General features: G+C 60.5%; 29 protein-coding genes. 13 read left to right on the top strand and 16 right to left on the bottom strand.

Translation table 11 applies throughout. The annotated features are described in order from the left end of the window. Nucleotides 1-30 precede the first annotated feature (30 nt). The 3 genes from ABFB52_RS17340 (at nucleotide 31) to ABFB52_RS17330 (ending at nucleotide 3,689) form a co-directional block, all read left to right on the top strand. Nucleotides 31-594, top strand: a complete 564-nt coding sequence (locus ABFB52_RS17340; protein WP_007950529.1) for an XRE family transcriptional regulator — start codon at nucleotides 31-33, stop codon at nucleotides 592-594. Between the two features lie 216 nt (nucleotides 595-810). Next, nucleotides 811-2,214, top strand: coding sequence for an LLM class flavin-dependent oxidoreductase (locus tag ABFB52_RS17335; RefSeq protein WP_346836088.1), 1,404 nt, complete (start codon nucleotides 811-813; stop codon nucleotides 2,212-2,214). A gap of 59 nt (nucleotides 2,215-2,273) precedes the next feature. Further along, entirely contained in the window at nucleotides 2,274-3,689 is a 1,416-nt protein-coding gene (locus tag ABFB52_RS17330; RefSeq protein ID WP_129973455.1) for an FAD/NAD(P)-binding protein, read from the top strand. Between the two features lie 64 nt (nucleotides 3,690-3,753). Here the strand turns inward: ABFB52_RS17330 and ABFB52_RS17325 are convergent, their stop codons facing one another. The 5 genes from ABFB52_RS17325 to ppnN all read right to left on the bottom strand — a co-directional run bounded on the left by ABFB52_RS17325 (nucleotide 3,754) and on the right by ppnN (nucleotide 7,710). After that, the gene (locus ABFB52_RS17325) at nucleotides 3,754-4,005 is read right to left on the bottom strand and encodes a hypothetical protein (protein ID WP_129973454.1); all 252 of its coding nucleotides are present in this window, start codon (nucleotides 4,003-4,005) and stop codon (nucleotides 3,754-3,756) included. A gap of 108 nt (nucleotides 4,006-4,113) precedes the next feature. Further along, nucleotides 4,114-4,848: a transporter substrate-binding domain-containing protein gene (locus ABFB52_RS17320; RefSeq protein WP_129973453.1), complete on the bottom strand. Its 735-nt coding sequence runs from the start codon at nucleotides 4,846-4,848 to the stop codon at nucleotides 4,114-4,116. 160 nt (nucleotides 4,849-5,008) lie between these two features. Further along, nucleotides 5,009-5,386 carry a hypothetical protein gene (locus ABFB52_RS17315; protein ID WP_129973452.1) on the bottom strand — a complete coding sequence of 126 codons (378 nt, stop codon included), beginning with the start codon at nucleotides 5,384-5,386 and terminating at the stop codon, nucleotides 5,009-5,011. A 151-nt stretch (nucleotides 5,387-5,537) separates the two neighbouring features. Then, nucleotides 5,538-6,275, bottom strand: a complete 738-nt coding sequence (locus ABFB52_RS17310) for a response regulator (RefSeq protein ID WP_039766999.1) — start codon at nucleotides 6,273-6,275, stop codon at nucleotides 5,538-5,540. 61 nt (nucleotides 6,276-6,336) lie between these two features. Continuing rightward, the gene (gene ppnN, locus ABFB52_RS17305) at nucleotides 6,337-7,710 is read right to left on the bottom strand and encodes a nucleotide 5'-monophosphate nucleosidase PpnN (protein WP_039766997.1); all 1,374 of its coding nucleotides are present in this window, start codon (nucleotides 7,708-7,710) and stop codon (nucleotides 6,337-6,339) included. A gap of 210 nt (nucleotides 7,711-7,920) precedes the next feature. Between ppnN and ABFB52_RS17300 the strand changes: the two genes are divergently transcribed. Then, nucleotides 7,921-8,442 (top strand): DUF3087 domain-containing protein, encoded by a 522-nt coding sequence (locus tag ABFB52_RS17300; RefSeq protein ID WP_129973451.1) that lies wholly within the window; start codon nucleotides 7,921-7,923, stop codon nucleotides 8,440-8,442. Here ABFB52_RS17300 and ABFB52_RS17295 read toward each other — a convergent pair. Further along, nucleotides 8,439-8,825: a DUF2784 domain-containing protein gene (locus ABFB52_RS17295; RefSeq protein ID WP_007950517.1), complete on the bottom strand. Its 387-nt coding sequence runs from the start codon at nucleotides 8,823-8,825 to the stop codon at nucleotides 8,439-8,441. The genes ABFB52_RS17300 and ABFB52_RS17295 overlap by 4 nt on opposite strands. Nucleotides 8,826-8,980: 155 nt before the next feature. On the opposite strand from ABFB52_RS17295, the gene ABFB52_RS17290 reads away from it, so the two are divergent. The 3 genes from ABFB52_RS17290 to ABFB52_RS17280 are packed head-to-tail and all read left to right on the top strand — an operon-like array spanning nucleotide 8,981 to nucleotide 10,177. Next, the gene (locus ABFB52_RS17290) at nucleotides 8,981-9,679 is read left to right on the top strand and encodes an AzlC family ABC transporter permease (protein ID WP_045121617.1); all 699 of its coding nucleotides are present in this window, start codon (nucleotides 8,981-8,983) and stop codon (nucleotides 9,677-9,679) included. Continuing rightward, nucleotides 9,679-9,990 carry an AzlD domain-containing protein gene (locus tag ABFB52_RS17285; RefSeq protein WP_164872179.1) on the top strand — a complete coding sequence of 104 codons (312 nt, stop codon included), beginning with the start codon at nucleotides 9,679-9,681 and terminating at the stop codon, nucleotides 9,988-9,990. The genes ABFB52_RS17290 and ABFB52_RS17285 overlap by 1 nt, the downstream gene beginning before the upstream one ends. Nucleotides 9,991-10,030: 40 nt before the next feature. Further along, nucleotides 10,031-10,177: a hypothetical protein gene (locus ABFB52_RS17280; protein WP_165369550.1), complete on the top strand. Its 147-nt coding sequence runs from the start codon at nucleotides 10,031-10,033 to the stop codon at nucleotides 10,175-10,177. Between the two features lie 46 nt (nucleotides 10,178-10,223). Here ABFB52_RS17280 and ABFB52_RS17275 read toward each other — a convergent pair whose 3' ends face one another. The 4 genes from ABFB52_RS17275 to ABFB52_RS17260 all read right to left on the bottom strand — a co-directional run bounded on the left by ABFB52_RS17275 (nucleotide 10,224) and on the right by ABFB52_RS17260 (nucleotide 13,387). Next, a complete protein-coding gene (locus ABFB52_RS17275; RefSeq protein WP_085605099.1) occupies nucleotides 10,224-10,496 on the bottom strand; it encodes a hypothetical protein in 273 nt (90 codons plus the stop codon). 268 nt (nucleotides 10,497-10,764) lie between these two features. Continuing rightward, entirely contained in the window at nucleotides 10,765-11,445 is a 681-nt protein-coding gene (locus tag ABFB52_RS17270; RefSeq protein ID WP_129973450.1) for an SOS response-associated peptidase family protein, read from the bottom strand. A gap of 54 nt (nucleotides 11,446-11,499) precedes the next feature. After that, nucleotides 11,500-12,339, bottom strand: a complete 840-nt coding sequence (locus ABFB52_RS17265) for an ABC transporter permease (RefSeq protein WP_011334671.1) — start codon at nucleotides 12,337-12,339, stop codon at nucleotides 11,500-11,502. 61 nt (nucleotides 12,340-12,400) lie between these two features. Then, nucleotides 12,401-13,387, bottom strand: a complete 987-nt coding sequence (locus tag ABFB52_RS17260; RefSeq protein WP_085746185.1) for an aliphatic sulfonate ABC transporter substrate-binding protein — start codon at nucleotides 13,385-13,387, stop codon at nucleotides 12,401-12,403. Between the two features lie 292 nt (nucleotides 13,388-13,679). On the opposite strand from ABFB52_RS17260, the gene ABFB52_RS17255 reads away from it, so the two are divergent. From ABFB52_RS17255 to ABFB52_RS17245, 3 genes are all read left to right on the top strand, one after another. Then, a complete protein-coding gene (locus tag ABFB52_RS17255; RefSeq protein ID WP_011334669.1) occupies nucleotides 13,680-14,627 on the top strand; it encodes an ABC transporter substrate-binding protein in 948 nt (315 codons plus the stop codon). 134 nt (nucleotides 14,628-14,761) lie between these two features. Further along, entirely contained in the window at nucleotides 14,762-15,661 is a 900-nt protein-coding gene (locus ABFB52_RS17250; RefSeq protein ID WP_129973449.1) for a polysaccharide deacetylase family protein, read from the top strand. A 123-nt stretch (nucleotides 15,662-15,784) separates the two neighbouring features. Further along, on the top strand, nucleotides 15,785-16,027 hold the full coding sequence (locus tag ABFB52_RS17245; protein ID WP_115078268.1) for a DUF1652 domain-containing protein: 243 nt from the start codon (nucleotides 15,785-15,787) through the stop codon (nucleotides 16,025-16,027). Nucleotides 16,028-16,030: 3 nt separating this feature from the next. Here the strand turns inward: ABFB52_RS17245 and ABFB52_RS17240 are convergent, their stop codons facing one another. Then, nucleotides 16,031-16,393 (bottom strand): NUDIX hydrolase, encoded by a 363-nt coding sequence (locus ABFB52_RS17240; RefSeq protein WP_085602944.1) that lies wholly within the window; start codon nucleotides 16,391-16,393, stop codon nucleotides 16,031-16,033. 197 nt (nucleotides 16,394-16,590) lie between these two features. Here ABFB52_RS17240 and ABFB52_RS17235 point away from each other — a divergent pair, with 197 nt between their 5' ends. Beyond that, a complete protein-coding gene (locus ABFB52_RS17235; protein WP_039766970.1) occupies nucleotides 16,591-16,779 on the top strand; it encodes a hypothetical protein in 189 nt (62 codons plus the stop codon). A 59-nt stretch (nucleotides 16,780-16,838) separates the two neighbouring features. On the opposite strand, the gene ABFB52_RS17230 is transcribed toward ABFB52_RS17235, so the two are convergent. Then, nucleotides 16,839-17,078, bottom strand: coding sequence for a hypothetical protein (locus tag ABFB52_RS17230; protein WP_007950501.1), 240 nt, complete (start codon nucleotides 17,076-17,078; stop codon nucleotides 16,839-16,841). 176 nt (nucleotides 17,079-17,254) lie between these two features. Here ABFB52_RS17230 and ABFB52_RS17225 point away from each other — a divergent pair, with 176 nt between their 5' ends. Beyond that, on the top strand, nucleotides 17,255-17,590 hold the full coding sequence (locus tag ABFB52_RS17225; protein ID WP_041475321.1) for a hypothetical protein: 336 nt from the start codon (nucleotides 17,255-17,257) through the stop codon (nucleotides 17,588-17,590). A gap of 64 nt (nucleotides 17,591-17,654) precedes the next feature. Here ABFB52_RS17225 and ABFB52_RS17220 read toward each other — a convergent pair whose 3' ends face one another. Then, nucleotides 17,655-18,203: an Rrf2 family transcriptional regulator gene (locus ABFB52_RS17220; RefSeq protein WP_007950499.1), complete on the bottom strand. Its 549-nt coding sequence runs from the start codon at nucleotides 18,201-18,203 to the stop codon at nucleotides 17,655-17,657. Nucleotides 18,204-18,540: 337 nt separating this feature from the next. Between ABFB52_RS17220 and ABFB52_RS17215 the strand changes: the two genes are divergently transcribed. After that, nucleotides 18,541-19,746: an NAD(P)/FAD-dependent oxidoreductase gene (locus ABFB52_RS17215; RefSeq protein ID WP_129973448.1), complete on the top strand. Its 1,206-nt coding sequence runs from the start codon at nucleotides 18,541-18,543 to the stop codon at nucleotides 19,744-19,746. A 56-nt stretch (nucleotides 19,747-19,802) separates the two neighbouring features. Here the strand turns inward: ABFB52_RS17215 and ABFB52_RS17210 are convergent, their stop codons facing one another. Genes ABFB52_RS17210 through ABFB52_RS17200 form a run of 3 tightly spaced genes read right to left on the bottom strand, consistent with a single transcriptional unit; the run spans nucleotide 19,803 to nucleotide 21,083 of the window. Next, nucleotides 19,803-20,081, bottom strand: coding sequence for a Rho-binding antiterminator (locus ABFB52_RS17210; protein ID WP_129973447.1), 279 nt, complete (start codon nucleotides 20,079-20,081; stop codon nucleotides 19,803-19,805). A 4-nt stretch (nucleotides 20,082-20,085) separates the two neighbouring features. After that, nucleotides 20,086-20,343, bottom strand: coding sequence for a DUF2024 family protein (locus ABFB52_RS17205; RefSeq protein ID WP_007950496.1), 258 nt, complete (start codon nucleotides 20,341-20,343; stop codon nucleotides 20,086-20,088). Further along, complete coding sequence (locus ABFB52_RS17200; RefSeq protein ID WP_129973446.1) at nucleotides 20,343-21,083, bottom strand: hypothetical protein; 741 nt, start codon at nucleotides 21,081-21,083, stop codon at nucleotides 20,343-20,345. Before ABFB52_RS17200 ends, ABFB52_RS17205 begins: the two co-directional genes overlap by 1 nt. Nucleotides 21,084-21,185 lie beyond the last annotated feature (102 nt).

Genomic DNA, 21,185 nt, shown 5'->3' with positions numbered 1-21,185 from the left:
ACTGCCCAACTCCAGCCAGTGAGCAATATAGTGCACAAAGATTCCGTTCAGCGGGCTTCGGTCCTGCAACACGTCAGCCAGAACGTCCGGCGCCTGCGCCACGCCGCCGACATGAGCCAGACGGCCCTCGCGGAAAAGTCCGGGGTCAGCCGGCGGATGCTGGTGGCCATCGAGGCCGGCGAGAAGAATGTCAGCCTGACCACCCTCGACCGCGTCGCCGAAGCCCTCGAAGTGGCCTTCAGTGATCTGATCCAGGCCCCGGACAATCGCGATCCCGGCCGGATCAACGAACTTGCCTGGGCCGGCAGCATCCCCGGCAGCAAAGCCGTTTTGCTATCCAAGGCCAATGCCACCCGCGCGGTGGAGCAGTGGGAATGGTGCCTGCAACCGGGTGAGGTCTATCCCTCGCAACCGGACGCCGAAGGCTGGAGCGAGCAGATTTTCGTGTTCGAAGGCTGCCTGACGCTGATGCTCGGCGATCAACCCCAGCGCATCGCCGCCGGGGAGTTTTTCATGTTCGCCAGCAACCAGCCGCACACCTATCGCAATGACGGGGAAGTGGCGGCGCGCTTCGTGCGCAATGTGGTGATCTGACTGTTGCAGGGCCGACAGCGGATAAACAGTTTGCTCCATCCTGCGTGCAGACTGCTTTAGGTTGTTATCTCAATCTATTGATAAATAAAGAAAATGTATTCAGGCATGACTCCTGCTATGGGTTCTGGATCCTCATCCGGAAACCACGGAGTCGCCTCACATGATCGCTTCAAATCAAACCGCTAAACGCCTCCTGAACATCGGGAGTACCGTCTGATGCCCCGCGAAATCCGTCTCAACGCCTTCGACATGAACTGCGTCGGTCATCAGTCGCCGGGCCTGTGGGCTCACCCTCGGGATCGCTCCTGGCAGTACAAGGATCTGGAGTACTGGACCGATCTGGCGAAAATCCTCGAGCGCGGCAAGTTCGACGGTTTGTTTATCGCCGATGTGCTGGGCATCTACGACGTGTACAACGGCAATGGCGAAGCGGCGATCCGGCAGGCGGCGCAGGTGCCGGTCAACGATCCGTTGCAGTTGATCCCACCGATGGCGCTGGTCACCGAGCACCTGGGCTTCGGTCTGACCGCTTCGCTGTCCTTCGAGCATCCGTATCCATTCGCACGACGCCTGTCGACCCTCGATCACCTGACCAAAGGCCGTGCCGGCTGGAACATCGTCACCTCTTATCTGGAGAGCGGCGCGAAGAACATCGGCCAGCAAGCCCAGACCGAACATGACGCACGCTACGACTTCGCCGAAGAATACCTCGAGGTCTGCTACAAACTCTGGGAAGGAAGTTGGGAAGAGGGCGCGATTCTGCGCGATCGCGAACGGCGGATCTTCAGTGACCCGAGCAAGATTCACGAGATCCGCCACCACGGGAAACACTTTCAGGTGCCGGGCATTCACCTTTGCGAACCGTCGCCGCAGCGCACGCCGGTTCTCTATCAGGCGGGTGCTTCCAGCCGGGGCAAGCAGTTTGCCGCCGAGCATGCCGAATGCGTTTTTGTCGCTGCCCCGTCGAAAGTGCTGCTGAAGAAAACCGTGGCCGACATCCGCCGCCGCGCCGCCGAGGCCGGGCGTGATCCGTCGAAGATCCTGATTTTCAACCTGCAAACCGTGATCCTCGGCGAAACCGACGCCAAGGCCAAAGCCAAATTCGAAGAATACAAATCCTGGGTCAGCTACGAAGGCGCGATGGCGCTGATTTCCGGCTGGACCGGCATCGACTTCAGCCGCTTCAAACCGGACGAACCGCTCAGGCATGTGCACACCAACGCGATTCAATCGGCGGTCGAGGCGTTTTCCACGGCGGATCCGAACAAGGTCTGGACCCCCAACGAACTGGCCGACTGGGTCGGCATCGGCGGGTTCGGCCCGTTGTTCGTCGGCAGCCCGGAAACGGTGGCGGACCTGTTGCAGGAATGGGTCGACGAAACCGACGTCGACGGCTTCAACCTGGCCTACGCGCTGACCCACGAAACCTTCATCGACGCCGTGGAATTGCTGGTGCCGGAGTTGCAGAAGCGCGGTGTCTACAAGACCGAGTACGCGCCGGGGACCTTGCGCGAGAAGCTGTTTGGCGAAGGGCCGAGACTGCCGGAGGTTCATCCGGGCAGCGTCTATCGAAACCTCGGCGAGCTGCATCGGCAGGAGAAAAAAGTCGCGTCCGTCTAGACGCCTTCGCGGCGTCTGAATGACACTGCCTTGAGCAAACCCTCTGCAGCGAGAACGGCATGACTCAAACCGATACGACCGCACTGCGTCACGCCGACATCCTGATTGTCGGCGGCGGCCTCAGCGGCACGATGCTGGCGGTGCAATTGCTGCGTTTGCCGGGGCGCAGAAAGATTCTGGTGATCGAGCCCCGGGCCGAGCTGGGCCGGGGCGAAGCGTACAGTGCGGTGGAACTGGGCCACACGCTTAACGGCAACGCGGCGCGGATGAGCGTCGATCCGGACAATACCGATGACCTGACCCAGTGGCTGACCGCTCACATCGCCGGTGGCGGCTGGCCGGAGTCGGATCAGCAACATGTGCCGGTCAGCGAACTGTTTCCACCTCGGGGGCTGTTTGGCGTGTATGTGCAACAGCGTCTCGCCGAAGCGCAGCAGGTTGGCGCGCAACACGGTTCTACGGTCGAGCATGTGCGCACCGAAGTGGTCGATGTTCAGGCCTCCAGTGATTCCGTGCAGCTCACCTTGAGTAACGGTCAGCAATTGCTCGGGGCTTTTGCCGTGTTGGCGACCGGGATGTTCCCGGCTGCCCGCACCCCGCAAAAAGAATCCAGTGGTCTCAACGCGGCGGCACTCGATCCGTGGGATGTCGCGGCAATGCGCCAGCTCGATCCGCAATCGACGGTGCTGATCATCGGTTCCGGCCTGACCATGGTCGATGCCGTGGTGTCACTGGAGCAGGCCGGGCATCGCGGGCCGATCGAGGTGTTTTCCCGGCACGGGTTGTTGCCCCATGTGCGTCGGCAACCGCCCGCGTGGGTGGACTTCCTCGCCGAGGATCACAGCATTCGCACACCACGCCAGTTACTGCGCGAATTGCGCCGGCATTGCCGCGACGCCATCGCACAGGGCATCGACTGGCAGGCGCCGCTCGACACCGTGCGTGCGCACATCGGCCGGTTATGGAGTCAGGCCAGCGATGTGCAGCGCCGGCAATTCGTGCGGCATGTGCGGCCGTGGTGGGAAAGTCATCACCATCGTTCGCCGCCGCTGAGTGCGGAACTGGTCGAGCGTCTGCACCGGGAAGGGCGATTGCGCATTCATGCGGCGTCTTACAAGGGTCTTGAGCCTGCATCGGGCGACGGCGTGAGTATCCTCATTCGCCCTCGCGGCGAGGCCGAAACCCGCGTGCTGCAGGGCGCGGCGTTGATCAATTCCAGCGGCATCGAATACGACTGGCGCCGGGTCGCGCGACCTTTGCCGCAGCAGTTGCTGGCGCGCGGTCTGGTTCGTCCAGGGCCGCTGGCACTGGGGATCGCGGCAGAGGTGGACGGTGCGGTGCTGGATGTCGAGGGCCGGGTCTCGAACCGCCTGTTTGCCATGGGCCCGCCGTTGCGTGGCATGTGGTGGGAAAGCACCGCCGTCACCGATGTGGCGTTGCAGGCCAAGGCACTGGCCGCGCGACTGGTTCGCTGATGCCCAAATGCAAGAAACCCCGCTTCGGCGGGGTTTCCTGTTTCTGGCAGCTCAAACCGATCACTCAGTAGCGCTGATATTTGGAACCGAATTCCGGACGGTTTTCTGCGACGTACAGTTTGGTCTGTTCGGCGTTCTGTTGCAGTTTGAGGCCGTCTTTGTGTTCGGCATCGATGCTGACGGTATCGACGTTCAGGGTGCCGGACTGGCCAACGGTCGCAGCCGCGACAACCGGGGTGCTGGCGTGTGGGGCGGCGATGGCGGAGGTGGCGCCGATCAGGGAAACGATGAAGCCGAGTGCGATGATGTCTTTCATGATGTTGCTCCAGAGAGTGGGGAGAAGATGGGGCCCACTGTAGTGCTGGAGGGTTTTGATGTGAAAACACCTTTGCGCATAGTTGTTATCGAAGGTGTTGATGCGCGATCAGCGCGGTAGGGTATTGCTCAGCCAGCGCTGGCGCAGCTGCTCCAGACGGCCATCGGCCCGCAATGTATCCAGCGCCTGCTGCCAGCGTGCGACCTGTTTCGGATCGGTTTGCGGCGAAAAGGCTATGTAGGTGTTCTGTTTCATCAGCGGGATCTGGTACTGCAAGCGTCCCGGCTCCATGCCTTGTTCGCGGGCGAGGGCGGCCTTGGACCAGGTATCGGAGACCACGAAATCGGTACGCCCCAGGCTGAACAGTCGCATCATCTGCTCCGGGGTTTCCACGCCGTAGAGGTTGTTCAGGTCTTGCCCTTGCAGATAGCTGTAGACCAGCCATTTGCGCGGCACGGTGATCTGGCCCAGGTGATCGGCTTCACGCAGGCTGTGCACGGGAGGCTGGAGATTGTCGCGGGCGTACAGCGCGGTTTCGACTTCGATCAACGGCCCGACCCATTGATAGCGATCGTCGCGGTCGTCGGTACGCAGTACGGTGAATACGCCGGTGTCGGGGGTGTCGCTGGCCATGCGCAGGGCGCGCAGCAGCGGGACTTGTTGCAGATGGATACGATCGCCGGTCTGGGTCGCCAGGGCCTTCACCACGTCCACACCGAATCCCGCGAGCTGATTGCCTTGCATGAAATGCAGGGGCGGGTGGTTGTCGGTGAGCAGTTGCAGGTCCGCCGCAGTGGCCGTCAGGGCCAGCATTGACAGCAGACAGGCGGCAAATCGTTTCATGGATCGTCCCTGAACAAATCAATCGCGCAGCTTAGTACGAGCCATGACGGCTGTCGTGGGGAAACAGCGGGCTTTTGTGTCAGAGAACAAGGCTTATCGGTAGTGAACGCTGCGGGGGCAGAGCGCCCCCGGCAGGAATCGACAACGGCGGTACAAACGATCAGTAACGCTGGTACTTGGAGCCGAACTCGGGACGGTTCTCGGCGACCAGTACGCTGCGGGCCGAACGTTCGCGCAGTTCCTGTAAGCGATCGGCACCCCCTTCGGCGACGCGTTCGCGCAGCTCTTGCAAGCGGTCCGCACCGCCCTCGGCGACGCGCTCACGCAGTTCCTGCAAACGATCCGCGCCGCCTTCAGCCACGCGTTCGCGCAGTTCCTGCAAGCGATCCGCGCCACCTTCGGCTACGCGATCCTTCTGCAGGTTTTCCGAGCCGTATTCGGCAACCAGCGGCTGGGAGCTGGCGGACGCCAGGTCGGCCAGGGCCAAACCGCTGAACAGGCTGATTGCGAGTACCAGGGATTTCGAGGACTTGAACATGGTGCTTCTCCTTGCGTTTGAGATGAGTGAACCAGTGCTTTCTGGTGGGTTCATTCAAACGCGAGGGTGTATCGCTGATATGTGGTGTTGCGGCCCGAAAACGCGGGTTACGTATCTGCGCGGCGAATTTATACAGAGCGATACAAATCCGTCAGGATTCGGCGAGCATCTCCACGGCGAAGGAGAAAACATAACCCTCGTTGCGCACGGTCTTGATGTAGGTCGGCTCGCGGGAGTCGTCCAGCAGACGCTGGCGCAGGCGGCTGACCAGCAAATCGATGGAGCGGTCGAACAGGTCCGCGTCGCGACCCTGGGTCAAATTCAGCAACTGGTCGCGGCTGAGCACCCGTTGCGGATGATCGAGAAACACCCGGAGCAGGCGATATTCGGCGCCGCTTAGGGCGACCATGGTGTCGTCTTCATCGAGCAGGTGGCGGGCGGTGGTGTCCAGGCGCCAGCGGCCGAACGCGAGCAGGCGTCCGGTTTCGGTGATCAGCAGATTGGGCGGCAGCATTCGCGTGCGGCGCAGCACGGCGTTGATCCGCGCCAGCAATTCGCGGGCAGCGAAGGGTTTGGTCAGGTAATCGTCGGCACCCATTTCCAGGCCGAGGATGCGGTCGGTCTGGTCGTCGCGGGCGGTGAGCATCAGGATCGGGATCGCCTTGTGCTTGCCGGCGCGCAGTTCGCGGCACAGCACCAGCCCGTCATCGCCGGGGAGCATGATGTCGAGCACGATCAGGTCGACCGTGTTGGCTTCCAGAAAACTGCGCATCTGCCGGCCATCGGCGACCACGGTGCTGCGCAGGCCGTTCTTGGTCAGGTAATTGCCGACCAGCTCGCGGATCTCGCGGTCATCGTCGACGATCAGGATGTGGTTGATGTGATCCATGGTTCGCTCTTTTTATAAGGAGTGCCCGAAGCGTTGCGCTTCGGGCACTGGTCGCTTTTAGTCAGGACACCACGCGATAGCACGGCACATACGCCGCGCCGCCCGGCAGTTTCATCCGGTGCTGGGCGACGAAGGCTTTGAGCAGCAGATCGAGGGGCTGCATGATCGCGGCGTCGCCACGGATCTGATACGGCCCGTGTTCCTCGATCAGGCGGATGCCCTTGTCCTTGACGTTGCCGGCGACGATCCCGGAGAACGCGCGGCGCAGGTTGGCCGCCAGTTCATGGGGCGGCTGATCGCGGTGCAGCTTGAGGTTGGCCATGTTTTCGTGGGTCGGATCGAACGGGCGCTGGAAGCCTTCGTCGATCTTCAGCAGCCAGTTGAAGTGGAACGCGTCGGCGCGTTCGCGGCGGAATTGCTTCACGGCCTTGAGGCCCGCCGTCATCTGCCGCGCCACTTCGGCCGGGTTGTCGATGATGATTTCGTAGTGCTTCTTCGCCGCTTCGCCGAGGGTGGCGGTGACGAAGGCGTCCAGTTGTTCCAGGTATGGCGCGGCATGTTTCGGCCCGGTCAGGATCACCGGGAACGGCAGGCCGGCGTTGTCCGGGTGCATCAGGATGCCCAGCAGGTACAGGAACTCTTCGGCGGTGCCGGCGCCGCCCGGGAAGATGATGATGCCGTGGCCGACGCGGACGAAGGCTTCCAGGCGTTTTTCGATGTCCGGCAGGATCACCAGCTCGTTGACGATCGGGTTCGGCGCTTCGGCAGCGATGATGCCCGGCTCGGTCAGGCCGAGGTAACGGCCACCGTGAATCCGCTGCTTGGCGTGGGCGATGGTCGCGCCTTTCATCGGGCCTTTCATCACGCCGGGGCCGCAGCCGGTGCAGATGTCGAGGCTGCGCAGGCCCAGTTCATGGCCGACTTTCTTGGTGTATTTGTATTCTTCGGTGTTGATCGAGTGGCCGCCCCAGCACACGACGATTTTCGGCTCGACGCCCGGACGCAGGGTGCGCGCGTTGCGCAGCAGGTGGAAGACGTAGTCGCTGATGCCTTGGGAGGTGCTGAGGTCGATGCTCAGGGCATCGAGTTCGTTTTCGGTGTAGACGATATCGCGCAGGGCGCTGAACAGCATTTCCCGGGTGCTGGCGATCATTTCGCCGTCGACGAAGGCGTCGGCCGGGGCGTTCAACAGCTCCAGGCGCACACCGCGATCCTGCTGGTGGATGCGGATTTCGAAGTCCTTGTAGGCTTCAAGAATGGTTTTTGCGTTGTCGACATGGGCGCCAGTATTGAGGATGGCCAGGGCGCACTGGCGAAAGAGGGTGTAGGTGCTGCCGGTTCCGGCCTGGCTCAGTTGCTGAACTTCACGTTGGGAAAGGGTTTCGAGGCTGCCTTTTGGGCTGACCGAGGCATTGATTACGTGTCGTTGGGTCATGCAGTGATCCTTAAAACGATGTCATTGCCGGCATGGCCAATGGCATCCGAATAGTGTGTATCCATGAATGAAGATGGCACGATCTGCGTGGTATCGCCATGTCCCCGTTGGACGTTGAAAAGATGAAAAGGCGCACCAGCATAGCTAAATCCGCCTCAGAGGCGATAATGCGCAGCCTCTTTTTAACTCAAGCCATGGAAGCCTGTCGCGATGTTCGAGATTCAACCGATCGATGCCATCACTTATCGCCAGCAGACCCGGCGCAGCACGCTGATCATTGCGGTGCTGTTTCTGGTGCTGGCGATGGCGTTTTCGACGGCGGCGGTGGCGCTGTTCGGCGAGCCGGGCGGGGATAACCTGCGGTTCAATGTCGGCGGGGTGTTTGGCGCATTTCTGCTGACAGCGGCGTTGCTGCGCGGGCGTTTCTGGAATCAGACCTGGATGGCCCCGGCGGTGTACGGCTGGCGGCTCAAGCGCAGCCTGATGAGCGTCACCAACGTGATGCATCAGGTGACGGCAGCGGTGGAGAAGGGTGATCCGGTGGCGATGAAGGTGCTGTGGTTTTATCACCTGGGCCTGACACAGATGCATGAACTGGACGGCAATTCCAGCGATCACGCGCAATTGCACAGGGAAGTCGAAGCGCACAAGTCGCGGATGGAGGCGCTCGGTCTGGACACCGATCAGAAGCGCCTCGATCCGGCCTGGCTGGAAACCTTGAAAGCGCGCTAAAACGGAATGCGCGCGGCACGCCGCAGTTTCCAGCGGCGGATCAGACGCCCGTAGACCAGCAGGTTGACCACCAGCACCACGCTGCCCAGCACCAACTGAATCTGCGGGGTCAGCCCCGCCGGGTAGATGATCGGCCAGATGTAATGTTCGATGAATCCGCCGGCGTATTCGGTCTGCCCGGCGGCGTGGCGCATCAGGTTTTCCCAATAGGTCAGCGGACAGGTCAGGTGCAACACCTCGACCGCCACGCCCCAGGCCGCCGCCGGCAAATGCAGCCACATCAGCCGCGGCCACTTGAGCACCAGCAGCCCGCCGAACAGCACGAACAGAATGAACAGCAAATGAAACAGCACCAGCCCGTCGGCGGCTATTCGATACAGCATGTCGTCTCCCTGACGCGTGTGTGAATGGTTGTCATGTTACGCCGGTAAACGACTGACGGAAGGAAGGATTTGCGCCAACTGCGCAAGATTGTTCAAGCCATGAACGGGCGTTTGCTGGCAGAGTCCGGGGCCTTGTCTCACGGTTGAAGCGTGTTATGTCTGACTCATTAATGCCGCGCAGTGCCTTTCTTCGCGGAGCCGCGGCGATCATGCCGTTATCGCTGGCCACCGCACCCTGGGGGCTGCTGGCCGGCTCCATGGCGATCGAAGCCAACCTCACGCCGCTGCAAGGGCAGGGCCTGTCGAGCATCGTGTTCGCCGGCGCTGCGCAATTGGTGGCGATCGGCATGCTCAAGGGCGGCGCGGGGATTTTCTCGATTCTGCTGACCACGCTGCTGCTGACTTCGCAGCATCTGCTTTATGGAATGAGCATGCGCCACGTGATTTCGCCGTTGCCGGGGCGCTGGCGTATCGGTCTGGGCTTTTTGCTCACTGATGAACTGTTCGCTCTGACCAGTCAGCATGATCGTCAGCAGTTCAACCGCTGGTACGCCTTGGGCGTGGGTCTGACGTTTTACATCGCCTGGAACCTCTTCACCCTGGCCGGCATCGTGCTCGGCAGCAGCATTCCGGGGCTTGAGCATTTGGGGCTGGACTTCTCGATTGCCGCGACCTTCATTGCCCTGATCACCCCGGTGGTGCGCAATGTGCCGACGGTGGTCTGCGTGGCGGTGTCGCTGTTCTGCTCGGTGCTGTTCAGCTACTGGCAATGGGGTTCGGCGCTGGTGCTGTCGGGCCTGGCCGGCATGACCGCCGGGTTTATCTGCAACAAGCTGTATCGGGAGCGCACATGATGGTCTGGGCAGTGATTTTCGGCATGGGGATTCTGGTGTTCCTCAACCGTTACGTGTTTCTCGAACCGCGCCTGCCGGTGCGTTTGAGCAGTAACGCGCGGCAGTTTCTCGGGTTTGCCGTGCCGGGCATGTTGACCGCGATTTGCGGGCCGATTGTATTCATGCCGGACAAACAACTGAATCTGCAGTGGGATAACCCTTATCTGCTGAGCTCACTAGTGGCAATCGGTCTGGTGATCTACACGCGTAATACATTGCTTAGCATGCTATTGAGCATGGCGTTCTTCTTTCTATTGCGCTGGTGGCTTTAAGTTCTACGCTTAATGGATGAATTCCATTAGCGAGGTGAACATGGCAACCGAGCAGAAACGTCCCGAAAAAGATGACGAGCCGAGCGAAGAAGAGATCGAGCGGGAGAAACACAAGGAGCAGACCTGGAAGCATGACGACAGCCGCGAGTTGTCCGACCGTGATCAGGAACGCCCGCTGAAACCCTGAACGCCACAACGAAAAAGCCCCGCGATTGCGGGGCTTTTTCGTTTCATCAAAGATCGTCCAGCTGCGTGAAATCGGGGTGGGAGGCCCGATAACCCAAGGTCTTGTCGATCCAGGCATTCAGCTCGTTGACCATCACCGGCGGGTGGCAGGGATAGTTTTCGAGGGTGGCGCGCAGGATGCGGTCGATATCGGGTACGTCACGCAGGTTTCGAGTCTTTATGTAGTGGCCGATAAAACAGTCGAGTTGAAAGCGTTCTGTCGTGGACAGATGAATACACTCCAGGCCTGTGACCTGTTTGATTGCAAAATCGTCGCGCAACTTAGTTCTCTGCAAGGCTTGTTAAGTTTGTGGGGTATTCCTGGGTTTGCTGACTCTTTGGTCAACTGGTATGCCAAAAGGAAATGCGGCGCGCATGCTATCCGTAGTGTTTGTAAATGTATGTATGACGGTTGAAATGTCAGACAGGCGGTTAGTTCAATCAAACGACTGTTTATGTTGAATGTTTCGCGTTTGAAACACCGGGTGTAACGCGCAGGATTCAATTCGTGAATTCCTGCTCTTGATAACGCACCGCATCGGCACTTATTTACGTCACCGCTTCAATCAATTCAGACCCCTGATTGCGGGCGTTGCCCACCGCTTTGCCGACTTTGTGCCATTGGAACGCTTCGCTGGGTTCGGCTTCAAACAGCAGCATCTGCTCGGCGCGCTCGGTGGGCGTGGCGGGATCGAGCCATTCCTGTACCCGATCGGCGTGCAGCACAATCGGGCGACGGTCATGCACATCGAGCAAGCCACCTTCGCTGTCGGCGGTGATGATGACGAAGCCGTCGTCTTCCCGTGAGGGTTCGCCGGGTATCGGAAACTGGCCGATGGCGGCGCAGAAAACCGGTTGATGGTCGGCGCGACGAATCAGCCACGGCTGTCGGCTCTTGTCGGGTGCATCGACCCACTCGAACCAGTTGTCGACCGGCACGATCAGTCGATGGCGCCAGATCGCTCGAAAGAACGGCCCGTGGGCGACTTTTTCCACCCGCGCGTTGATTGGCGCGGCGCGATCCTTGGCCCAGTGCGGGCGCCAGCCCCAGCGCAGATTGTCGGCGTATAGCCGTTGTTGGTGCTGATGGAGGATCGCCAGTGACGTGGTGGGCGCAGCGTTGTAATGCGCCAGCGGTGCGTCGCCGACGTGATTGATCAGCGCATCGGGAATGCTCAGCACCGCGACAAAATCGTGGATGCCACGGTATTGCGACAGTCTTCCGCACATCGGCCGATCCTCCGGCGAACCAGCTGCCTGAAGGCTTCAGTTTAGTTGCACGGTTCAATCCTTGCTGCCCTGGCCGGTGAAGGCGTCGCGCCAGACCAGCCAGCGGCGTTCCAATATGGCCAGCAGGCCATCGCTGAGTTTGCCGAGCAGTGCCAGGACGATGATCGCGGCCAGCACGATGTCCGGTCGCGAAGTCTCGCGACCGTCACTGAGCAGGTAACCCAGCCCTTTGGTCGCCGCGATCAGTTCGGCCGCCACCAGAAACATCCACGACAGGCTCATGCCGCTGCGCAATCCGGTAAACAGACCGGGCAGGGCAGCTGGCAACAGAATCCGTCGCACCAGTTGCAGCGGACTGAAACCGTAGATATGCCCGACCTCCACCAGTTTGCGGTCGATGTTGCGAATCGCCGCGACCACGTTGACGTAAACCGGGAAGAACGCGCCGATGGCGATCAGGACGATTTTCGAGGTCTCGTCGATCCCCAGCCACAGCAACAACAGCGGCACCCAGGCCAGGCTGGGAATCGAACGCAGCGCGGCGAAGGTCGGTTCCAGATAGGCCTCGGCTTCGCGGCTGAGGCCGACCCATGCGGCGAACACCAGCGCCAGACTCGCGCCGATGGCAAACCCCAGCAGCACGCGAATCAGACTGGCGCCGATGTGTTTCCACAAGGCACCTTCGGCCAGATCTGTAAGGGTCAGGGCAATCTCGCTCGGCGCCGGCATCTGGTAGGACGGCAGCCAGCCGATGCGTACGATAAATTCCAAGGCGATCACGATCAGCAATGGCAGGGCCAGGCCCTTAAGGCGCCGGCGCCAGAGCGGATTCAGCAGTGGGAGTTTTCGCCGTGGTGCCGACAAGGCGAGGCGGGCGGGCAAGTCGTTGCTCATGGACGGTTCTCCGCTCACGACAAATCCGCGACGGGCGCGGACTTGTCATGAGCCTGATCGGTTACTGGGCGGCGGCGACTTGCTGGAAACCGGTGTCGATCAACTGATCGATGACCTGATCGACATTCACCCCACGGCGCACCAGTTCTTCGGAGACCAGAATCGGCGCGGCGGCTTTTGAGGCCAGCACGTCCCTGGCGGTCAGTTGCGGGCTGCTCAGGTCGGTGCGCGACAGTTGCAGCTTGGCCACGTCCAGCGGCAGGCCGGATTCGCTGGCGAGCAACTTGGCCAATTCTTCGGGGTTCTTCACCGACCACTCGCGGGCCTGCTCATAGGCCTTGATCACGGTGTCGATGGTTTGCGGGTGTTGCTTGGCGTATTGCTCGGTAACGCTGACCACGCCGTAGCTGTTGAAGTCGCGATTGCGGTACAGCAGGCGCGAACCGGCCTGCACCTGGCTGGCGGCCATGTGCGGATCGAGGCCGGCCCAGGCGTCGACATCGCCTTTCTCCAGCGCGGTGCGGCCGTCCGGGTGTTGCAGGTGCACCAGTTCCACATCGTCCTTTTTCAGCCCGGCCTGTTGCAGGGTGCGCAAGGTGAACAGGTACGGATCGGTGCCTTTGGTAGCGGCGATTTTCTTGCCCTTGAGGTCGGCGACGGACTGGATCGGCGAGTCCTTGCGCACCACCAGCGCGGTCCATTCGGCGCGGCTGTAGACGTAGACCGATTTGATCGGGCTGCCATTGGCGCGGCTGAGCACGGCAGCGAGGCTGGCCGACGAGGCGAAATCCACGCCGCCGCTGTTGAGGTACTCCAGCGAGCGGTTGCTGCCCTGGCTCAGCACCCAGCTGACTTTGCTCTGGGGCAGGGCTTTTTCCAGGTAGCCCAGATGTTTGAGCGCCAGGCTGACCGGCGAGTAATAGGCGTAATCCAGATGCACTTCGGCCGGCGGCGCTTCGGCAGCGTGGGCGAAAGGGTGCAGGCTCAGGGCGACTGCGCAGGCCGCGAGCAGCGTTTTGACGCGGGAAAACGGTAAGAGGGATTTCATGGGCACGCTCCGGCAAGGCAACAGATTCTTATGTCCAAAAAGATACTTTTATCGAATGCTTCCTGCATGAATGGAATATTGCAGGCTCTGTGCCATGTGCGCCTTGTCCCGTATTTACGGGGTCTAACGCCGGTTTTGCAGGTTTGAAGTGTTGCAGGGAGAACACTGTGCCGAGCCACTGTTGCTCGGCCAACAGTGCGGCGGGAAGGTGCTGAGCTTATGCGCTAATCGAATTTCAAATCTGATTTGTAAGAGCGTTATGGTCTATAAAAATCCCTCTGCAGGACTCGCCATGAAGCTCTCACGTTTCCTACGCGCCGCGTTGACCAGCGCACTGTTTGCCACGCCATTGACCTACGCTGCCGAACCCTTGGTCCTGCACGTCGGCGACCAGAATTACTACAACATCCGCGCGTCCATAGAGGCGTCCGGCGTGTTGAAGGACGCGCCTTACACGGTCGACTGGAAACACTTCCAGGCTGCCGCGCCATTGGCCGAGGCGTTGCAGACCGGATCCCTGGATCTGGGTTTCCTGGGGGATTCGGGGTTTCTGTTTCTGGCTGCCAAACAGGCGCCGGTGAAACTGATCGGGGTGTCGCGACAGAACCCGGACACCATCGCCCTGTTGGTGCCCAAGGATTCTCCGGTGAAAACCATCGAGGACCTGAAGGGCAAAAAAGTCGCCTACTGGCCGGGTGCCTGGAGTCAGCAATTGACCTTGCGGGCACTGGAGCAGGGCGGTTTGCCGGAGAACTACGTCGACTTCGTCAAGCTGATGCCGATCGATGCAGCGGCGGCGCTACCGCAAGGCAGCATCGATGCGTTCCCGGTCTGGGAACCCTACATTTCCCAGCAGATCGTGTTCTCCGGTGCGCGGCCGATTCTCACCGCGAAAAACCTGATGCCGGGTTTGAGCGCCATCGCCGCGTCTGCGCCGTCCATCGACAGCAAGCGCGAAGCGATCGCCGATTTCCTCGGGCGCCTGAAGCAGGCCCGGGCCTGGGTCGACAGCCACACCGACGAATACGCCGACCTGTGGGCGAAGAAAGCCAACCTCGATCAGCAGGTTTCGCGGCACTGGTTGCGCCAGGCGCACATGACGGTCGGCCCGGTGGATCAGCAGGCCGCCGCCGATCTGCAAAGCACCGCCGACTTCCTGTTCAAGGTCAAGGCGCTGCCGGCTCCGCTGGCCACGGCGGGGATCATCGACAGCTCGTTTCAACAGGCACTGGCACGCTGAGCGAGCGCCGGAACCAAACCCTGTGTATCTTTATCCAACCTCGGCCCATCTCAATGGGTCGCAGGGAGGCAGCAGCGGCGAAGGAGTTTTGCCAATCGACAACATGACCGCAACGGTCGGGCTCAAGGCAAAACATGACACAGTGGTTCAAGCTTTTCTGCGCGATGGCGGTGGCCGTCGGGCTGGCCGGGTGCATCGCCGCTCCCATTGAAATGACCGCGCAGACAGAAGCCCGGCTCAAAGAGCAGGCGCCTGTGCGCTTTCTGTTGACCTTCGATGACGGGCCCAGCGCTTCCAGTCTTTTCAACCCCACCGACACCGTGCTCGACAGCCTCAAGGACAACCCGCTGCAGCCGGGGATCAAAGCGGTGTTTTTCGTCCAGACCCGCGCGCCGCGAGCGGGCAACAGTGAGATCGGCCGGCAGGTGATGCGCCGCGAGCACGCTGAAGGGCACATTCTGGGCTTTCACACCGCCACCCATTGGCACACCAATCATCGATTGCTCGACCCGGATGAGCTCGAAACCACGTTGACCAACGGCTCGGCGGACATCGCGGCAATTTCCGGCGCGCCGCCGACGTTATTGCGCCCGCCGTTCTGGAACTACGACAAACGCACCTTCGCCGCCTATCAGCAGCACCACATGCAGGTTTTGCTGACTGATCTGAGCGCCAACGACGGCAAGATCTGGGGCTTCAACGCCAGCCCCCGGCGGCGGGCGAACATGCTGCGTCAGCTGTCGGAAGTCCGGGAACGGATTGCCCTCGGTGAATTGCCAACGGTGGACGGGGTGATTCCGGTGGTGGTGACCTTCCACGATCTCAACCGCTACACCGCCCGCCATACCCGCGAGTACTTGCAGATTCTGCTCGACAGCGCCGCCGCCACCGGCGTGCGACTGGCGGACAAACCGTTCTATGAGGATCGCGCAGCACTGGAAAAAGCCGCGCTGGCGCGCACGGTGGGCGAGTCGTCGAAACCGGTGAATCTGCCGGGGATCTGGAACTGGATTTGGGACCATGACGCCCATTGAGAGCGGCGACTTGAAGATGTGAAGCGGTTGGCAAATTTTGCGGGTGTCGGTGAGAGCAAGGCGACAAAAGCTCATCTATGCTGATCGGGTCGCCCGAGCCTGCGCCTGTGAGGCGTGCCCCCCATGATTGCCATTGCCGACATTTGCCGCATCGTCGAATCCGGCTTCTCGCCGCTGTATTGCGATTGCACCGAAACGGCGCAGGGACTCTTGCAGATCAAGGTTTACGAACCCGACAGCGGGCGGGTCAACCTGTTGCTCAACGGGGTGTCTCCGGAGCATCTGGTCACCATTCGTGACATCTCCAATTTCATCGGTGAATTGCGCACTGAGATGAGCGCCGGACGCCGGGCATTCGCCGGTTGAGGGTCAAAGGCGTCGCTGAAAGGCGCGGACGATGCTCAGCGTGGCGTCACTGACGTTCAGATTCTGCACCGCATCCAGCGGGTGCCAGAGACAGTCGACGATTTCATTCAGCGGGCGAACCTGATCGATGTTCAGCACCGATGCCTCGTAGACGTGGTGGCGGGTGCTGCCGTTCTGCAATTCCATCAGATAAAGCATGTCATCGCTGTCCAGCCCGGTTTCCTCCTTGAGTTCTCGGACGGCGGCTTGCGCGCGGGTTTCTCCCGGTTCGACGGTGCCCCCCGGAAGCGTCCAGCGGCACCTGGGTTTGCGCACCAGGAGAATGTGTCGATCCTGTTCGCAGATGACGGTTGCTCGTACTTTCATGTGTTACCCGATTGCCGGTTGTCATAAATCTGTCATGAATTAGCAATATTTGGACCGCTACCGGTTTAGAGCTTCTGAGTGCCTGGAAGCGGCAAAAGTGCCGGAGACTTGACGCGGCCACGGTGCGACGTCCGGTCGGCACGACTGCGTGTTGCGGGTGTAAGGTGCAAAAGTTCGTTAGAAGACAGGAGGTGCCTATGAGCATGGCGATGCTGAACAAAATGCACATGAATGGCTACGACGTACTCAGCGTGAACAACGGCCCGTGGCGGGTCTGCACGCAGGGTGACCGGCTCGCTTCGTTTGCCAGTCGCGAAGAAGCGCTGGCCTACGCCGCTGCGCTGCCGGGGTACAAAAGCCGTGTACGCGGTCGCAAGACAGGCTGAAGGCCTGTGGAGAAAAAGCCCCGGATGTCCGGGGCTTTTTGTTGTGGACCGGGTGGGTTTCAGTGGACTTTGGTTCGGCTGATGGCGCGGGCTTTCACTTCCCGGGCATACAGTTGCAGGCGTTCTTCATCGCTTTGCAGCACTTCGCAGGATCGCAGTACCGCCTGGGCGTCCGCCTCGTTGCCCGACTGACGCAGTTGCTCGGCGATGCGCTTGAGGTCCACCGCCGACCATCTCAGGTCCGATGCCACGCTTTGCAGGTCACGCTGAAGTTCGTGTTCGTATTCATTGAGCCGCATGATCACCTCCGGAACATTCTCGGTAAAACAGAGTAGCCGCATTTTTCCGGTGTGGGGCAAGGTCTTCTGTCGGTGAGCTGAATGGCCCGGTTTTCGGGGAGTACCGGCAGAGCGCTACGATGGATGTCCGAACAGTTACAGGGTACATTTGCGTTTTTTCAGATGAAGGAATCACTATGCGGATGTTGATCGGAGGGATGCTGATGGCGGCATTGGCCGGTTGTTCGTTGCCTGCGTCACTGGTGCCGGGCGAGCCGAATGTCAGCAAGACCAGCGACAAGACTCCCAAGGACTACGCCGCATGTGTATTGCCGCTATGGCAGCAAGACGTTGCCAAGACGTCCCAGACAGCGATTTCCAATGGCTACCGGATCACCGCGCCGAGCATCGTCACCGCCGACGAGATTCTCGATGTGGTCAAGTACAAGGACGGCAGCCGCGTTTCCCTGTACCAGGGGCCGCCGTGGGCGAAGTCCGGGTCGTTGCGCAAAGCGGTGCGCGACTGCCTGTAATGGCGAAATAAAAAAAGCAGAAACCGAAGATCGGTTTCTGCTTTTTTTTGCCTGCTGATCGGGCTCAGTCCGAGATGTCGGTGAGCGGAATGCCGGCGCCGCCGGTCTTCTTTTCCCGACGATCCTGCATCCAGTCTTCCACCTGGCTGTTGAACCCTGCCGGTGCCTTGCGCCCGACCTTTCTGGCGATGTCGAGGATGGTCTGTTGGGCGAGGGCTTCTTCCATACGCTTTTGCGCGGTCATCATCGCGGCGTGAATCGAGCAGGTGCCGTCCAGCGCCCAGTCCGGCGGCGAGCCGTCGAACAGCGCGCAGCGTCCGCGAATGTCCCGGCATTCGAAAATGTTCTTGGGGCCATCGATGGCATTGACGATGTCGAGCAGGGTGATTTCGTCCGCCGGACGCGCCAGAGTGAAGCCGCCGCGCACACCGCCGGTGGATTCCACCAGTTTGCCTTTGGCCAGTTTGGTGAAGATCTTCGCCAGGTAATCCAGCGGCACCCCTTGCAGCTCTGCCAGGTCACGCACGCTGGCTTCACGACTGTCACCGCCGCTGCCCACCAGAAAGGCCAGGCAGTGAATGCCGTACTCGACCCCCGCACTGTAAAGCGACATAACTATCTCCGACTGTATTTGTCGCCGATGTTATCAGGGTTGTTCGTGGCAAACAATTCGGGAACGCTTTGGTTTTTTGGCTATGAGGATCCCGTTTTTCTTGGTTTTCAGCTAAATCAACGAGTTAAATAGGGTGGTTCAGTTCAATCTGAGCTATCGAAGTTTTCGATGCTAATTATCACAAAATCTGACTTGTCGGATTTAAAGGCGACCAATACAGTCGCCGTTATCCGGTGAGCAGCTTTCCTCGCTGCTGAAAAGTTAAAGCGTGTCCGCTCCCGATGATGTGAATCCTTCAACCTCATTCAGTGACTTGGCTTCGTGCCTGGAGAGAACAATGAAACAGCACATTCTGGTAGTCGGCGCAGGTTTCGGCGGCATGTGGACGGCGTTGAGCGCCACGCGTCTGGTCGACATTCACAATCGGGACAACATCGACGTAACCGTGTTGGCGCCGCAAGCCGAGCTGCGCGTTCGTCCGCGTTTCTACGAGCCGAATGCCCACACGCTGGCTGCGCCGCTGGGCGATCTGTTCGACGCGGTTGGCGTCAACTTCATCAAAGGCGCGGCGAACACCATCGACGTTCAGGCGAAAACCGTGGGCTACACCGACGCAGCCGGTACGCAGCAGGTGTTCAACTACGACAAGCTGGTGCTGGCCTCCGGCAGCGGTCTGGCCCTGCCGGACACCCCGGGCGTGGCGCAATACGCTTTTGACGTCGACCAGATCGAAGCTGCGATTCGCCTGGAAAACCACCTTGATTCGCTGATTGGCCTGCCTGAAAGCCAGGCGCGCAACACCGTGGTCGTCGCCGGCGGTGGTTTCACCGGCATCGAAACCGCCACTGAAATGCCGGCGCGTCTGCGGGCCGTGCTGGGCGATGATGCCAATATTCAAGTGATCATCGTTGATCGCGGGCAGAAAGTCGGCGCATCCATGGGCGAAGCGATCAGCGTGTCTATTGCCGAAGCGAGCGAAGAGTTGGGCGTGGAATGGCGACTGGGTGTGTCGGTGCTGTCGGTCGATGAAAACGGCGTGACCCTGTCGGACGGCCAGCGTATCGAGGCAAAAACCGTGGTCTGGACCACCGGTGTACGCGCCAGCTCCCTCACCGAGCAGATTCCTGCCGAGCGTGATCGCCAGGGCCGTCTGCACGTTGATGCCAACCTGAAAGTCATCGGCCAGGACGACATCTTCGCCACCGGCGACGTGGCTTACGCGGCCACCGACGACATCGGCAACTTCGCCCTGATGACCTGCCAGCACGCGATTTCCCTTGGTCGTCACGCCGGCAACAACGTCGCAGCGCAGATCCTCGGGGTCGACCCGACGCCGTACAGCCAGCCGAAATACGTGACCTGCCTCGACCTCGGCGCCTGGGGCGCGGTGTACACCGAAGGCTGGGATCGTCAGGTGAAACTGGTCAAGGAGGAGGGCAAGTCGCTCAAGACCCAGATCAACACCCAGTGGATCTACCCGCCGGCGGCTGACCGCGCGAGCGCGCTGGCGGCTGCGGATCCGATGATTCCCGTGGTCGCGTAAAACGACGTGTCGCAGACAATCCCGCCCGGTTGACGCTGGGCGGGATTTTTTTTCGTTCAGATTCCGCAAACCCCTCCGCTAAGGACCACCCGACCGAATTCGGCGTTGGCCTCCTGAGGTGTGATGGCGAACAACTGGTCGAGGCGAATTTCCTGTTGCGCGCCCTGTTGTTCGATCACCAGAAATTCTTCTTTGTCACTGCTGGTTCGCGTGGTCACGGCCCGGGCCATCAGCCGCTGACCGTCGATCAGTTCGATGTCCAGCTGATAGCCGCGCAGGCAGGCGATTTCCAGGTAGTCGTGCAGATCACAGTTCAACGGCTGATAACGGGTCATTGCGTTACTCCTCGAAACCTTGCAGGGTGATGATGAAATAGCCGTCTTCGGCGATGGCCTTGGCGACCTGCGGATTGGCCGGCTCGCTGTGGCAGAACAGACACTGGCTCTGGGAAATGTCTTCGTCCTGCAAGCCGTTGTCCATCAGGAACTGCCGAGCGTAGGCTTTCGCTGCTTCGGCTTCGCGATCGGTCAGCACGTCGAAATGAAGATAGCGGCCATCTTTGGTGCGCACGTGGGTATCGAATACTTTGACGAACATTATTGGCTCTCCTGCATTTTCCAGGTGCCGGGCAGCGAGAGGTTGCCCGAGGCGATGTCGTAGACGCTGCTGACACACAGCAGTGGGTTGTGCAGGTCGGCATTGACCTTCAGCGCTGCGGTGACGCCGTCATAGTTGAAGCTTTGCGGGAAACCGACGGCAGCCAGCGGCACGCGGATCTGCGCGGCGTTCTGTTTCACACTCAGGTCGTAGCCGGGGGAGTCGATGTAAATCGGCGCGCCGGGCCAGGTCGCAGGCAGTTTCGGTTTGGCATCCTTGGGGATGTCGCGCACTTTCAGGCCACCGGGGCCGCAGCTTTCATCCTTGCTCAGAACCACCCAGTGCGAGTGCCAGAGGCCACCATCGTTGTCCTTCTTGCCATCCTTGTTTTCATCCAACTGCGGGGTGTCATCGAAGTCCGGATGCGAGGTCAGAGCGAGGGCGAGAATGCCTGAGTTCGCTTCAAAACCGACGGCGCCGCTGTCGAGGCTGGTGGGCCAGACGTAGCTGTAGACCTCGGCGCCGGCGAATGAACCCTTGGCGGTCGGCACGCGGCTGCCGGCCTTGCCATCGACCAATTCTTCGAAGACCAGGGTGTTGCCGTCCTTGAAAACACGGGTGTGGACCAGATCGAACGCGGCGTCGGTTTTACCGGGTTCGCTGTGAATGCCTTCAGGTCCGTGGGCCCAGGCTTGTGTTGCCAGAAGCGTGCTGATGGTCAATGCCAATGCGCTTTTCATGGAATGCCTCGATGTGCGTTTAAGTTTCGAATCGACACCGCAATCCTAAGGTGGCACTGTTTTTTGTCAATAAGGTTTTTAAACGATACTATTTATCGATCC

Origin of the sequence: Pseudomonas sp. 9.2(2024) (assembly GCF_039695385.1) — a bacterium.
GTDB lineage: Bacteria > Pseudomonadota > Gammaproteobacteria > Pseudomonadales > Pseudomonadaceae > Aquipseudomonas > Aquipseudomonas paraglycinae.
The sequence above is the reverse complement of the archived record's forward strand: the minus strand, read 5'-3'. Positions and strand labels throughout refer to the sequence as shown.